Source organism: Paenibacillus sp. MMO-58, from assembly GCF_037146255.1.
GTDB lineage: Bacteria > Bacillota > Bacilli > Paenibacillales > Paenibacillaceae > Pristimantibacillus.
Map to the genome: position 1 here is coordinate 202,795 of NZ_JBBCVY010000004.1, position 13,111 is coordinate 215,905.

Sequence of the window (13,111 nt, forward strand, 5' to 3'; positions counted from 1 at the left end):
CACTCGGAAGGGGAAATGCAGGAATGGGAGCAAACAACGCGTCGATTGAAGGGCAGGAGCCCGTATTAACGAAGGAAAGCTTCGAGAAGCTGGACAGCATTATGTACAAACGCGCCTACGAAAAAGGAAGCTGCTTGTTTTGGGAAGGCGATGCGGCGGATAAGCTGTATTTTATTATAAAAGGCCGTGTCCGTGCGGTGAAGTCAACGGACAGCGGCCGTACCTTAACGCTGTATCTGTACCAGAAGGGTGATCTGATCGGCCAGATGGATCCTTTCCCGGACTCGGTTCACAGCTTCAGGGCGGAAGTAACGGAGGATGCGAAGATTGGCGTCATCCAGAGGAAGGATCTCGAGGTGCTCTTGTGGCAGCATGGCGATCTCGCCGTTGAGTTTATGAGATGGATGGGGCTGATGCACCGCCTGACGCAGACGAAATTCCGGGATCTCATGATGTTTGGCAAGACGGGAGCCCTTTGCTCGCTGCTTATTCGTCTTAGCAATTCCTACGGCAAACCTAAAGCGGAGCATATCTTTATTACGCTCAAAATCAGCAATACGGAGATGGCCGATATGATCGGGGCAACGCGCGAAAGCGTGAACCGGATGCTGAGCGATCTCAAGAAGGATGACGTTATCGCTTATGAGGACGGTCATTTGATCATTAAAAATTTGCGGTACCTGCGGGAAACTTGCTGCTGCGAGAATTGCCCGAAGGACATTTGCCGCATGTAACCCCGGCTGCGGTCAGCCGGGGCTTCTTTTCTGTTATGAGGGAATTCCCTGATTCTTGAATAGGGGAACCCCCTTACATTCAGGAAATCTCTCATCCATTACAATAGGACAATAGGTAGGCAGTATCGAATACGAAAGACGAAGGGGATAGCACCTTGAGAGAGTTATTGAAGTCTGCCGGCGATGAGCATCTGCTGCGGGACCTTCAGGAAATCCTTCGCAGAAGCGAGAGCGACTTTATTGCATTTGCCGGTCCTGCCGAGAATCACCGGAGCATGAAATGGAATCTGGTGATTGGCAGCCTGAACGGCAAAATTGAACATATGAGAATTCAGCCGGGAATAGGAATAGGCGGAATGGTGCTGCGTCATGGAACGGCTTGTCTGGTGAACGGGCTGAAAAATACGTCCCTGCTTCGGGAATGCCCGGTCATCCTGGCGGAAAAGCTGGTAACCGCTATAGGTCTGCCCGTTCCGGCAGGCGATCCCTATTACGTTGACGGCATTGTACTGCTGGGCAGAAGGAAGCACCAGCCGTTTACCGAGGAGGAAGCGCAAGGAATATCTTCTTTGCTGCTTAAGAGAGGAGACCGCTAATGATAAGAATGATAATCGTAGATGATCATGCGATGGTTCGCTCCGGATTGCGCATGCTGTTGAGCGGAACGAAGGATATGGAAGTCATTGCGGAAGCGTCCGACGGGGATGAAGGGATACGGACGGCATTAGAGCTGAAGCCCGATGTTGTATTAATGGATCTAAGCATGCCACAGGGAAAGGACGGTCTTACGGCAGCCGCCGAGCTGAAGGAGCTGCTTCCGGATACGGCTATCCTCATTCTGACGATGCATGACGATGACGAATACTTGTTCCGCGCCATCCATGCCGGAGCGGCGGGGTATGTGCTGAAGAACGCTCCCCACGAGGAGCTGCTTACGGCCATCCGTTCGATTGCCCAAGGAGACGCTTACTTATATCCGACGGCAACAAAACGGTTAATGAAAGAATACGTGGACCGGATGCAGCGGGGAGACAGCGGAGACCTCTTTCATGCACTGTCGGAGCGCGAAAAGGAGGTTCTATCTCTAACGGCCAAAGGTTATGCGAATAAGGAAATGGCCCAAATGCTGGTGATCAGCGTCAAAACCGTCGAGACGCATAAGAGCAACGTGATGGAAAAGCTAGGGCTTAAATCTAGACCGGAGCTGATCAAATACGCGATGAAAAAGGGGCTGCTTAACTTTGATTAATCATCGATCGGGGAATAAGGTGCTCGCCGAGCATGTCGACTCCTTGCTGCTCCAGCTGGAGGAGCGGATCGAGGATTCGCAATTTCGAAGCGAGCTGCAGAGCTCGCTCAAGCAGCTCGCGGATGTGAAGCTGGCGCTTGATGCGTCTTCGATTGTGGCGATGACCGACCACGCGGGAAAGATTCTTTATGTCAACGATAAGTTCTGCGAGATTTCCCGATATGACCGTTCCGAGCTGCTTGGGCAGGATCACCGGATTATCAATTCGGGCACTCATCCGAAAGCTTTTATGAAGGAGCTATGGGCAACGATATCCTCCGGACAAGTCTGGCATGGGGATATCAAGAACAAGGCGAAGGACGGCACTTACTATTGGGTGAATACGACAATCGTTCCTTTTGTAGGCGAGAACGGCAAGCCGTATCAGTATTTGGCGATCCGCAACGAAGTAACACGGCTGAAGAAGGTGGAGGAGGAGCTCCAGGAGACATTGTCCAAGGTGATGACCATTCAGGAAGAAGAACGGCGCAAGTTTTCCCGAGAGCTGCATGACGGCATCGGGCAAAGCTTGTTTTCCCTGCTCATTCAGCTGGACCGCGTCATTTCGGCCCCAGCTCACGGCGAGGAGCAGCTGCCCTTCATCCGCAATCAGGTGGCCGGCATTATCGAAGAGGTACGGAGCGTGGCCTGGCAGCTGCGGCCGTCGGTGCTGGATGATCTCGGCATAGTGCCGGCTCTGCGGACTCATCTGGAAAACTACGCCTCCCATTACGGCATTAAGGTATCGTTCAAGAGCAATCTGCGCAAGCGGCTGGACGTGCAGGTAGAGACGGTGATTTACCGGATCATCCAGGAGGCGCTGACCAATATTGCCAAATATGCGGACGTATCGGAAGCCGAGGTAGAGATTCTGGAAGACGAGAACCAAGTGGTTGCCCGGATTCTTGATCGGGGAGCTGGCTTTGACACGGCGGTGCAGACGCAAGGCGTCGGAAGATACAGCATGGTTGAGAGGGCGAAGCTGGCCGGAGGGAATTTGTCGATAGAATCGGCAATCGGCGAGGGGACAACCGTTACCCTGATTATTCCAAAATAATTTCAAAGGTGTGATTTTTATCACTTCTTCGGCTTCCGTTAAGCAGTAAGATGGAATCAAGAAGGAGATGATAAATATGAACGAAAGAGCCTTTGTTATGATAAAGCCGGACGGCGTAAGGCGGGGATTGATCGGCGAGATCGTTAGCCGCTTCGAGAAGAAAGGGCTGAAGCCGGTTTATGCGGAACTGAAGGAGCTCTCCGAGGAAACGGCGCGCACGCATTACCGTCATTTGAAGGAGCAGCTGTTTTTCGAGGATTTGATTCAATATGTTACGTCCGGTCCCGTATTCGCCATGATTGTGGAGGGACAGTCGGCAGTCGGGAACGCTAGATCCTTGATTGGTCCGACGAATCCCGTAAAGGCGCCTCCCGGCACGATTCGGGGCGATTACGGATCCGATATCGACGAGAACGTCATTCACTGCTCCGATTCCTTGGATCATGCAAGCCTGGAGATCCAGCTCTTCTTTGGAAAAACGGGTCTGCTTCAAAAGCTGTAACCTTGATATAAAACGCGAGAACACCGGAGTCTATAGGTAAAGCTTGGTCATCCGGTTTCTATGCTTTCTATTAACTTTGTGATTTTATTCACAATATATTCATTTAGGGAGAGATTATTATGTTGAAGTTTATGCGCGAGAACGTTTATGCCGCGGGACTTGTTCTTCTGCTCCGTTTATATGTAGGCTGGCAATGGCTGGACGCCGGTTTTCACAAGCTGAAAGACGGCTTTGATGCAGGCGGGTTCCTGAAAGGGGCGATTGCCAATCCCGTTATTGACCATGAGACAAATGCCAATGTCTATCCGAATTTTGTCCGGTTCATTGAACATGTGGCGCTGCCAAACGTGAAGGCAATCAATATTCTCATTCCGCTTGGCGAGACGCTAGTTGGTCTTGGACTTATTCTAGGCGCTTTAACGGCAACGGCTGCATTTTTCGGAATGCTGATGAACTTCATGTTCCTGTTCGCGGGAACCGTAAGCACGAATCCTTGGCTGATTCTTTTAGGAGGCATTGTGATGATTGCAGGGGTTAACGGCGGTAAATTCGGAGCCGACTATTACCTGCTGCCGCTGCTGCGCAAATGGACCAATAGGCTGCGTAGAGGCGGACACGACACCTTTCCTCCGGCGGACAAAGCGGCGTAACGATCATTTAGGGGTGATGACATGGACGGCAACAATCGAGAAAGCGAAATTACGAAAAACATGATCAAATACTGCTATACCTGCGAGGATGCCCATAAATGCGACACGGAGGAGAAGTGCATCGCTTGCTGGGAAGCGAAAGGCATCATGAAAAAGAAACAGCGGAATGAGCAGACGACGGAAGACCTGCTAAGGGAATATGCGCAGTAACCGGAATACGAGAGCGGCCACGGGTTTCAACCCGCATGGCCGCTCTTGTTGTTATTTCCGGTTAACTGCCCAGCACTTTTACCTCCCATAAGGTAGGCGTATACCAGTTGCTCGGATTGTTCCAGAGCACCGCATTGACGAGTTGGATTCTTATATACCGCGCGGTGATATTAACGCTGTCGGTCGTGAATCCGTACGTTGTGTTATTCGTCCGGTCTATCGTCGTATAGCTGGTGCCGTTGGTGCTGTATTCGATTTTGTATTGATGATAGCCCTCGGAACCCTTCACCATGTACCAGGAAATATCGATTTCCCTGACGCTCTTGGAGGAGCCAAGATCAACCTGCCACCAAGATGGCCAGGTGACGGCGGATGCTTTCCAGCTGGTCTGGTAGTTCCCGTCATTGGCGCTGCTTGGCGCATAACCGGAAGCCGATGAGCTGGCCGTTGCCGTCTTGCCTTGCGACAGATTCGTCAGCGTTGACGGATAGGTGACGGAGCCGGTAGCCGCATCCAAATTCCAGCTGCTGTACCATTCCAGCGAGGCCGTGCCGCTTGAGCCGTTTAGCGTTAAAGGAAGCCAGATATACCGGGAGTCCCCTAATGCGCTCGAATTCCAGCGGTCAGCCATGTAGAGATAAGAGGTTGTAGAGGTTCCTTGGATCGGCAGGATAAAGGTCGATTGGGAAGCGAAGGTCGATGGGTTGCCTAGCGGCTGAACCGCCGTCCAAGGGCCGGCCATGGAAGTTGCCGTGGAATAGCCGCCCTGATTCGGATACCAGCCGGAAGCCTGCGAGGTAATCAGGAAATACTTGCCGCCCTGCCTCACGACGGCCGGAGCTTCCCGGTAGCCGTTGTCCGCGTACCAGGTTTTGAAGGAAGCCACGCTGAGGTAGTCGGAGCTGAGCTGGAAAATTGCCATCGAATCGTTCGCGCCGCCGTTCTTGTTGGAGGCGGAGACGAGGTAGGCCGTTCCGTCATCATCCTTGAATACGGTAAGGTCGCGCGACTCGTAGTTCATCGGGCGGAAGCTGCCTTGGTATGTATAGTCTCCGCAGACGGAAGAGCTTGAAGCAACGGCTACTCTTCCAAGACTGTAATCCGTGCCGTTCTCGTAATGCATCCACATGACGTATTTGCCGGTGGAGGAATTGTAGATGACCTTCGGACGTTCGATTTTGCTCGAGGCAAGCTCGGCGGCGGAGGTCGTCTTGAGCGGATAGCTGACCCAGGCCCAGTTCTTCAGGTCGGTAGAGGAGTAGCAGACGACATGCGAGAAGTTGGCCGAATTGTTCAGCTTATCCTCGCCAATCCAGTAATAGGTGGAGCCAACCTTAATAATGCTGCCCCCGTGGGCTTGTATCGTTCCGCCCGTTGTATCGTACCATACCGGTCCGTTCGTAACCGCAACGCTGGCCGCATTCGTTACTTTTGGCAGCGCCGTAACCGCTAAGGCTAACAGCAGCGCGACGCACACCATAAGCTTGGATAACACGCGAATATGACTCATCCTCCAACAGCCTCCGCTCCATATTGGTTTTCTTCCTTTCGGTTGCGCAAGAAACATGAAACCCGTTTCATCCCTCCCTTCAGCCGGTCAAGACGGATGGCCGCATCCCGCCGACTCTAATATGTTTACAAGCGCTTTCACGGAATATGACTGGTTCATGCGGAGTGATTTGGGGGGGCGAACGTTTGCGGAAAAAGGTCAAAATTTTACACACTCGAAGCAAAAGTTGTCGCCCCGGTGGCTCCCGCATTCGATTACGATAGTGGAAAATCGCAAGGCAAGGGGCGAATAGACATGTGGAAGACGGCAATTGAAAGGGCAATCGCCACGATTGCGGGAAATGTTGATAGATTCGGAGATTCTTACCCTCATGTAGGGGAAGGCAGCCGTTATACGCTAATAGAGAACAATGACTGGACCAACGGATTTTGGAGCGGGCTGTTATGGCTCGGGTATGAATATTCGGGTGATGAGAGATTAAGAGAGGCGGCAAGAAAAACAACCGCAAGCTTCCGCCAGAGACTGAAAGACAATGTGGTGCTGGATCATCATGATATCGGCTTCCTGTATTCTTTATCCGCGAAGGCCGAATGGATCGTTGACAGCAGCGAAACGGCGAAGGAGCTGGCTCTTGCGGCTGCGGACGTCATGATGAAGCGCTGGCGTAAGGCGGGAGGTTATTTTCAGGCTTGGGGACCGGAAGGGGATCAGGTGGAAGGCGGAAGAATTATAATCGACTGCCTGCTTAACTTGCCTCTCCTCTATTGGGCCTCCGAGCAGACGGGCAATCCGGTCTATAAGGAAGCAGCCAAAGCCCAGGCGGAGAAAAGCAGCAGGTATCTGGTAAGAGGCGACGACAGCTCTTATCATACGTTTTTCTTCGACCGGCGGACGGGTGAACCGGTTGGCGGCGCGACGCATCAAGGCTTCGGCAACGGTTCGACCTGGACGCGCGGACAGGCGTGGGGCATCTATGGTTTTGCATTGTCCTATCGCTATACGCGCGATCCGTTGTTCCTCGAAACCTCGAAACGGATGGCGGTCTATTTCCTTGAGCATCTGCCGGAGGACGGCGTGGCGTATTGGGATTTCCACCTCCCGGAGGAGCAGCCGAAATACCGGGACAGCTCGGCCTCCGCGATTGCGGCAGCCGGACTGGCAGAGTTATTGTCGCATTTGGATCAGAAGGATACTGCGTTTGAAGTCTTGCGCGATGGTCTGCAGTATACGATGGAGGCACTGGTTTCCAAATATTCGACTAATGGCGACGGGGATGAGGAAGGTCTGCTGAAGCATGGCTCTTATCATGTGCGGGGCGGGCTGGCTCCGGATGATTACATGATCTGGGGAGACTATTTCTATCTGGAGGCTTTGCTCCGGCTTGAGAGAGGCATCGGCGGCTATTGGTATGAAAGGAACCGGGATCGGGACTAACCAATCCTTGGGGATGTTCCCGGTATACCGATACTGCTACAATGAGGATATATCGTATGGGAAGGCGTGCAGCCATGACGAGATTAACCTACTACCGAAGAATCCAGTTGTCCTTTCTCTTGTTTATTATTTTTCCGATCCTCGCCGTTTCGGTTATTTCATATACGCTATTAAAGCAGAACATGATAGAGAAGTTTCAGATCAGCAACAACAGCATGCTGAACGTTATAGTCGGGGAGATCGACCGGACGATAGACGATGTAACCTTTGCTTCGCATTATATCGTGAACGATTCCGAGCTGCGGGCATCCCTTAATCTGTTCGCGGATACAAGCAGGCTGAATACGTATACCGACTACACCCGTTTTATCCGGATAAAAGACAGCTTCTCGCTGATTACCTCCAAGCCGCTGAACAACAGCATTCATATGTACCTGGTCAACCGGGCGAACTTTATCCTGTCGCCGGATTCGGAGAACCTGGCGGCAATCAACAGCAAGCTGGCACCGCTCCTTAAGAACGTAAATGCAGCGAAGCCGGTTGTCCTGCAATATCTTGGTCTCCTTCATGACAATACGGATGACGACGGCACGTATTATCTTGCGAGAGTTATAGGTGACGGGGGCGGCAAGCCTTATACGGCTGTTTTGCTTGTCGGAATTGAAGGCTCCTATTTCGAAAAGCTGCTGGAGCGGGTCGAATTCGGGCAGATTGCTCTGTTCGACGGGACAGGCAACCGGATTGCGGGCAGTCCGGATATCCAGCTGCAGTCAAGCGATTCTTCGGATTCGGTATACCGGACCCAGCTGACGCTGGACAAAACCGACTGGAAGCTCGCTTACGAGACGTCGGAGGATTCGCTTTTTGGACAGATCTCTCGCGCCTTTTACATCGGAATCGGATTGGTGCTGGTGTTTACGCTGCTGTTCTCTGTTATTTCGCTCTTGTTCGCGAGGAGGCTGCATAATCCGATTCAGAAGCTGCAGCGGGTTGCCCGCCAGTTCGCTTTGGGGAATCGCGATATGCGGCTTGAAGTAAAGGGCAGGGACGATATTGCGGAGCTTGGGCATTCTTTTAACCAGATGCTTGACGAGATTGAAGTGCTCATTACGAACATCGAACAGGAGCAGGAGCAAAAAAGGGTGATGGAGCTGGAGGCCCTGTTTATGCAAATTCGGCCGCATTTTTTGATCAATACGCTTAATTCGATTAAATGCAGCCTCATTCTTAGCAAGGATCAGGTGCATAGCGGCATTGTCGATTCGTTAATGAATCTGCTGCGCGCCTATCTGAAGGTAAATACGCCATCCTCGCTTGAAGAAGAGTGCAGACTGCTTGGTTATTACGTGGATATTATGAAGGTACGCAGCGAAATGCCGTTATCCATTGAAGCGCGCATCGAACCGGAGCTGAAGAGCTTTGTTGTGCCGAAGCTGGTGCTTCAGCCTATCGTCGAGAATGCGATCGTACACGGATTGGACGAGAAAGACGAGCTTCATATCGTTGTTCATGCTTACCGGGAGCAAGGCCGTATTTATATGGCAATCGAAGACGATGGCGGCGGCATGGAGGAAGAGCAGCTTGTCTGGCTGAACAGGCAATTAACCGCTTCTTCGGACCTGGAGCTGGACCCGGATGCCGAAGATTATGCGCCGTATGAGCGGGTAGGGCTGCGGAACGTCATCCAGCGACTGAAGCTGACGTACGGCTCGGCGGAGATGAAGTTGATTACCAATGCTGCAGGCGGCATTACCGTTATTTTGTCTATTCCTATTCCAAGTCCAATTCCGTCCGGGCAGGAGGTATCCCATGTATAAAGTCATGCTGATTGATGATGATGTCCCGATGCTTAAAGTGCTGCAGCAGATGATTGAGTGGGAGCAGCTTGATTTGCATGTAGCCGCAAGCACGTTCTCCAGCGTGAAGGCGCTGCATCTGTTCAAGGAGACGATGCCGGATATCGTCATTACGGATATCGGACTGCCGAAGAAGAACGGAATCGAGCTGGCCGCGGAATTTACGGCAATAAAGCCGGGCGTCCGGATTATTTTTCTAACCTGCCACGAGGAATTTCATTATGCCCAGCAGGCGGTGAAGCTGGATGCCGACGATTATTTGATCAAGGATCAGTTGACGGCCGACCAGCTGGAGGAGAGCCTTGGCAAATCGGTTGCCCGTCTGAAGGGACGGAAGACGGAAGGCGGAACGGATTCCGATGCGTATAGCATCGAGCTGCAAAAACGCGCGTTATTCCAGATGATTATGGATGGGGCGGATCTGGAGAAGACGCGTGCTTATGCATCGCGCGCCCAAATCGAGTGGCCGTATTCGTGCTTTATGATGGGGATGATTCATCTTCGTTATTCGGATTACGAGCTGCTCTATAACCGGAGCAATATTCCGCTTATCCGTTACGCCATCTACAACATTGCGCTGGAGATTGCCCAGTCTTATAAAGGGATTACACCGTTTATCGATCCGGAGCATTTTATGGTGCTGTACAATTACCGTCAGAACCTGGCGGGGAATGATCAGGCTTATCTGCAATCGTATCTGAACGAGCTGCTCCGTCAGGTGACGGCATACCTTAGGATGACGCTGCAGATCGTTCTTGTCACGGACAAGCTGGTTCTGCAGGCCGCCGGTTCCGTCTACCAACAGATCAGAAGCGACAAGCCGGAGTTTTACCGGATGGGCCAGATGGCCGCGGCTTCGTCCTCGCAGCTGCTTGGCCAGCTCTTTTATCCGCTTCCGCAGGACTTTAATGCGGCATTCCGCGGCGAGCTTGAACGCACCATTTTGGAGAAGAATACCGTGGAGATGCGCGAGGTCCTTCTCCGTTTCGGGCAGGAGGCGGACAGCCGCAGAATCGAGCCGGAGGAATGGACCGAAGCGCTTGTTCAGCTGCTTCGCGAAGCGGAAATCCTGTTCCCGCGGAGAAAAGCGGAAGAGGAGGTCTACGCTTATATCGGCGCGGCAAGAACGATGGAGGATGCGCTTGAGCTGGCGGTCGGCCGGCTCGAGCGTCTAGCCCGGGAGCAGCTTGGCCATGCCGGAGGCGCCGCCAAATCGCGGGAGCCGCGGCTTCAGGTCATCCAAGCTTTTATCGACGATCATCTGTCGGACAACATTACGTCCATTGATATCGCGCAATACCTGTATTTGAACCCAAGCTACTTCTCCCGTTATTTCAAACGGCTGACGGGGCTTAGCTTCACGGACTATGTGCACCAATACAAAATGAAGATAGCCGCCAATATGCTGAAGAGCTCCGGCCAGACGCTCGAGACGCTAGCCGTTGGGCTTGGTTATTCCGACCGCGCTTATTTCTCGAAGGTGTTCAAGAAGTACATCGGCTTCACTCCAAGCCAGTTCAAGCAAAAGCATCAGCTGGTTCGTAAAACATAGTGCCACTAACAATGTATCAACTGATTGATAAGCCATAGATTCTTCTCTAAAAATGCCGCTCCTTGCAGCGGCATTTTGCATGCCCGGGTTACGTTGCACGTAATACAGCATATTGCAGGTTATCGACCAAGTAACACGGATTATGTTGTATTTTTTGCAGTATATTTCTCTAAAACGGTCCTAAGAATCCCAATTTAGTCGAATATGCTGCATTTCGTGCATCGTACGCAACTGAAGTACACGATTTGAGCGTATTATGGTGCAATTTATGCAATGTAGGCTGAGTGGGCGGGGGTGTCCCCCGGAACAAGGAACAAGGCCGTGCTTCGGGCGCGGCTTTTTTGCGTAACCGACACTTTGCCAGCCCTCAAAAAAAGGTCAAAATCTTCCCTGTATCGGGTCAGAATACTTCGCTTACAAACCGGCTTAATCCCTTATTATGATCTCAACATAAGAGTTGAGGTGATGGTATGGAAATCGTCAAACAAACGGCAGGCAACAATCCTGCGGCTGCAGCCGGAAAGAAATTTTGGACGCCGTCTCGCAGAGAGGCGCTGGTCGGATGGTTATTTCTTATCCCCGAGATTGTCGGGATGCTGCTGTTAAACGTATTTGCCTTAGGGTTCTCCTTATATTTGAGCTTCTCCAAATGGGACATGCTGTCCGGGCTTCCCGGCATCGAATGGATTGGGCTCGGCAACTACAAGGAGTTGTTTCATGATCCGGCCATTCTGGAGGCGCTGAAAAACAATCTGCTGTACACCGTGATGACGGTACCGATTCCGATCGCGATTGCGTTGGTGCTGGCCGTTGTTATCAACAACAGCGTTTTTCTGAAAAGCTACTTCAAGGTTGTTTTCTTTATCCCGTACATCTCTTCGATCATCGCGATTGCCGCGGTATGGAGCGCCTTGCTTCATCCGTCCCTCGGCCCGATAAATCAGCTGCTGATGCAGCTTGGCATTGACGCTCCGCCGAAGTGGCTGGTTGATCCGAAGACCTCGCTGCTCTCCATTGCGATTATCGGCACATGGGCGAGCCTCGGCTACACGATTATTATTTATACCGCGGGTCTGACCAACATCTCGAATGAAATTTACGAAGCATCCGAGATTGACGGGGCGTCTCCGCTTAAAAAGTTTTTCCGGATTACGGTGCCTCTGCTGCGTCCAACAACCTTTTTCCTTGCGATTACGATGCTGATCGGGTCGTTTAAGGTGTTTGATATCATCTCGTATCTGACGGAAGGCGGCCCTAACAATTCGTCTACCGTGCTGGTCTACCGGATCTACGAAGAAGGCTTCCGCAACTATGATATGGGTTATGCTTCGGCGATCTCCTGGCTGCTCTTCGCCATTATCGGCATCATTACGGCGGCGACGTGGAAGCTTGGGAAGGACTAAGAAAAGGAGGGATTACCTGTGACAACCAAACTGTCAAAAAGCATAATTACCGTCTTACTCGGAGCATTCTCGCTAATGTTCCTGACTCCGCTGGTCTGGATGGTATCGTCGGCCTTTAAGTTCGAGAAGGATGTTATGCGCTTTCCGATCCAATGGATTCCGGAGAAAATCAACTTCGTTTACAACTTCAAATCCGTCTGGATGGGGCGTGTTCCGTTTTACGATTTCTACTGGAACTCCTTGAAGGTTGCCATTATTACAACGCTTATTACGCTGCTGATCTCGTCGATGTCCGCCTACGCGCTGACGAAGCTGCGTTTCCGGGGCCGTCACTTGATCTTTTTGGCGATGTTGTCCTTTATGATCATTCCGGATCAGGCGACGCTCATTCCGCGGTTTCTCATTATCCGCTGGCTGGGGCTGTACGATACGCATGCCGCGATTATTCTGATGAGCATGTTCTCGATCTACTTCACGTTCCTGCTGCGGCAGTTCATGTCCGATATCAGCGATGAATATTTGGAGGCGGCGCGCATTGACGGCGCGGGACATCTGCGGACGTTCTTCTCGATTATGATTCCGCTCTGCCGGCCGGTTCTGGCGACCGTGGCGATCATCAAATTCATCTGGACCTGGAACGATTACCAGAACCCGCTTATTTTCCTCCTGAGCAAAAAGCTGTACACCATTCCGCTTGGCATTACGCTGTTCCGGGATGATTACACGAATAACTACGCGATTATGATGATGGCTGCCTTGTCGGCGATTATCCCTCTTCTGGCTATATTCATTATCATGCAGAAGCAGGTCATTAACGGGATTGCGCTAGGCGGCGTGAAAGGGTAAGGTAGTCAAAAAAGTACTCGTTACACCTCAAAATTATACACTTGGCAAAATAGGACGATCGTTATACTG

General features: G+C 51.8%; 13 protein-coding genes. 12 read left to right on the forward strand and 1 reads right to left on the reverse strand.

Annotated elements, in window-relative coordinates:
* The first annotated feature begins 23 nt into the window (after positions 1–23).
* From WFJ73_RS14515 to WFJ73_RS14545, 7 genes are all read left to right on the forward strand, one after another.
* Positions 24–734: a Crp/Fnr family transcriptional regulator gene (locus tag WFJ73_RS14515; protein ID WP_336773744.1), complete on the forward strand. Its 711-nt coding sequence runs from the start codon at positions 24–26 to the stop codon at positions 732–734.
* 155 nt (positions 735–889) lie between these two features.
* On the forward strand, positions 890–1,330 hold the full coding sequence (locus WFJ73_RS14520; RefSeq protein WP_336773745.1) for a hypothetical protein: 441 nt from the start codon (positions 890–892) through the stop codon (positions 1,328–1,330).
* Positions 1,330–1,983 carry a response regulator transcription factor gene (locus WFJ73_RS14525; protein WP_336773746.1) on the forward strand — a complete coding sequence of 218 codons (654 nt, stop codon included), beginning with the start codon at positions 1,330–1,332 and terminating at the stop codon, positions 1,981–1,983. The genes WFJ73_RS14520 and WFJ73_RS14525 overlap by 1 nt, the downstream gene beginning before the upstream one ends.
* Complete coding sequence (locus tag WFJ73_RS14530) at positions 1,976–3,079, forward strand: sensor histidine kinase (RefSeq protein ID WP_336773747.1); 1,104 nt, start codon at positions 1,976–1,978, stop codon at positions 3,077–3,079. Before WFJ73_RS14525 ends, WFJ73_RS14530 begins: the two co-directional genes overlap by 8 nt.
* Before the next feature lie 76 nt (positions 3,080–3,155).
* Positions 3,156–3,581 carry a nucleoside-diphosphate kinase gene (gene ndk, locus WFJ73_RS14535; protein ID WP_015846795.1) on the forward strand — a complete coding sequence of 142 codons (426 nt, stop codon included), beginning with the start codon at positions 3,156–3,158 and terminating at the stop codon, positions 3,579–3,581.
* 119 nt (positions 3,582–3,700) lie between these two features.
* The gene (locus WFJ73_RS14540) at positions 3,701–4,231 is read left to right on the forward strand and encodes a DoxX family protein (protein ID WP_336773748.1); all 531 of its coding nucleotides are present in this window, start codon (positions 3,701–3,703) and stop codon (positions 4,229–4,231) included.
* A 21-nt stretch (positions 4,232–4,252) separates the two neighbouring features.
* Complete coding sequence (locus WFJ73_RS14545; protein ID WP_336773749.1) at positions 4,253–4,441, forward strand: hypothetical protein; 189 nt, start codon at positions 4,253–4,255, stop codon at positions 4,439–4,441.
* A 61-nt stretch (positions 4,442–4,502) separates the two neighbouring features.
* On the opposite strand, the gene WFJ73_RS14550 is transcribed toward WFJ73_RS14545, so the two are convergent.
* The gene (locus WFJ73_RS14550; RefSeq protein WP_336773750.1) at positions 4,503–5,951 is read right to left on the reverse strand and encodes a family 43 glycosylhydrolase; all 1,449 of its coding nucleotides are present in this window, start codon (positions 5,949–5,951) and stop codon (positions 4,503–4,505) included.
* Positions 5,952–6,245: 294 nt separating this feature from the next.
* On the opposite strand from WFJ73_RS14550, the gene WFJ73_RS14555 reads away from it, so the two are divergent.
* The 5 genes from WFJ73_RS14555 to WFJ73_RS14575 all read left to right on the forward strand — a co-directional run bounded on the left by WFJ73_RS14555 (position 6,246) and on the right by WFJ73_RS14575 (position 13,042).
* Positions 6,246–7,385 carry a glycoside hydrolase family 88 protein gene (locus WFJ73_RS14555; RefSeq protein ID WP_336773751.1) on the forward strand — a complete coding sequence of 380 codons (1,140 nt, stop codon included), beginning with the start codon at positions 6,246–6,248 and terminating at the stop codon, positions 7,383–7,385.
* Positions 7,386–7,441: 56 nt separating this feature from the next.
* Entirely contained in the window at positions 7,442–9,202 is a 1,761-nt protein-coding gene (locus WFJ73_RS14560; RefSeq protein WP_336773752.1) for a cache domain-containing sensor histidine kinase, read from the forward strand.
* Positions 9,195–10,793, forward strand: coding sequence for a response regulator transcription factor (locus WFJ73_RS14565; protein ID WP_336773753.1), 1,599 nt, complete (start codon positions 9,195–9,197; stop codon positions 10,791–10,793). Before WFJ73_RS14560 ends, WFJ73_RS14565 begins: the two co-directional genes overlap by 8 nt.
* Before the next feature lie 470 nt (positions 10,794–11,263).
* Entirely contained in the window at positions 11,264–12,196 is a 933-nt protein-coding gene (locus WFJ73_RS14570) for a carbohydrate ABC transporter permease (RefSeq protein WP_336773754.1), read from the forward strand.
* Positions 12,197–12,271: 75 nt separating this feature from the next.
* A complete protein-coding gene (locus tag WFJ73_RS14575; RefSeq protein ID WP_336774018.1) occupies positions 12,272–13,042 on the forward strand; it encodes a carbohydrate ABC transporter permease in 771 nt (256 codons plus the stop codon).
* Positions 13,043–13,111: the final 69 nt, after the last annotated feature.

Bases quoted from the DNA above. Each gene is read 5' to 3' on its own strand.
- WFJ73_RS14525 (WP_336773746.1), top strand. From the start codon at position 1,330: ATGATAAGAATGATAATCGTAGATGATCATGCGATGGTTCGCTCCGGA.
- WFJ73_RS14540 (WP_336773748.1), top strand. From the start codon at position 3,701: ATGTTGAAGTTTATGCGCGAGAACGTTTATGCCGCGGGACTTGTTCTT.
- WFJ73_RS14575 (WP_336774018.1), top strand. From the start codon at position 12,272: ATGTTCCTGACTCCGCTGGTCTGGATGGTATCGTCGGCCTTTAAGTTC.
- WFJ73_RS14570 (WP_336773754.1), top strand. From the start codon at position 11,264: ATGGAAATCGTCAAACAAACGGCAGGCAACAATCCTGCGGCTGCAGCC.
- WFJ73_RS14565 (WP_336773753.1), top strand. From the start codon at position 9,195: ATGTATAAAGTCATGCTGATTGATGATGATGTCCCGATGCTTAAAGTG.
- ndk (WP_015846795.1), top strand. From the start codon at position 3,156: ATGAACGAAAGAGCCTTTGTTATGATAAAGCCGGACGGCGTAAGGCGG.
- WFJ73_RS14545 (WP_336773749.1), top strand. From the start codon at position 4,253: ATGGACGGCAACAATCGAGAAAGCGAAATTACGAAAAACATGATCAAA.
- WFJ73_RS14560 (WP_336773752.1), top strand. From the start codon at position 7,442: ATGGGAAGGCGTGCAGCCATGACGAGATTAACCTACTACCGAAGAATC.
- WFJ73_RS14555 (WP_336773751.1), top strand. From the start codon at position 6,246: ATGTGGAAGACGGCAATTGAAAGGGCAATCGCCACGATTGCGGGAAAT.
- WFJ73_RS14550 (WP_336773750.1), bottom strand. From the start codon at position 5,951: ATGAGTCATATTCGCGTGTTATCCAAGCTTATGGTGTGCGTCGCGCTG.
- WFJ73_RS14515 (WP_336773744.1), top strand. From the start codon at position 24: ATGGGAGCAAACAACGCGTCGATTGAAGGGCAGGAGCCCGTATTAACG.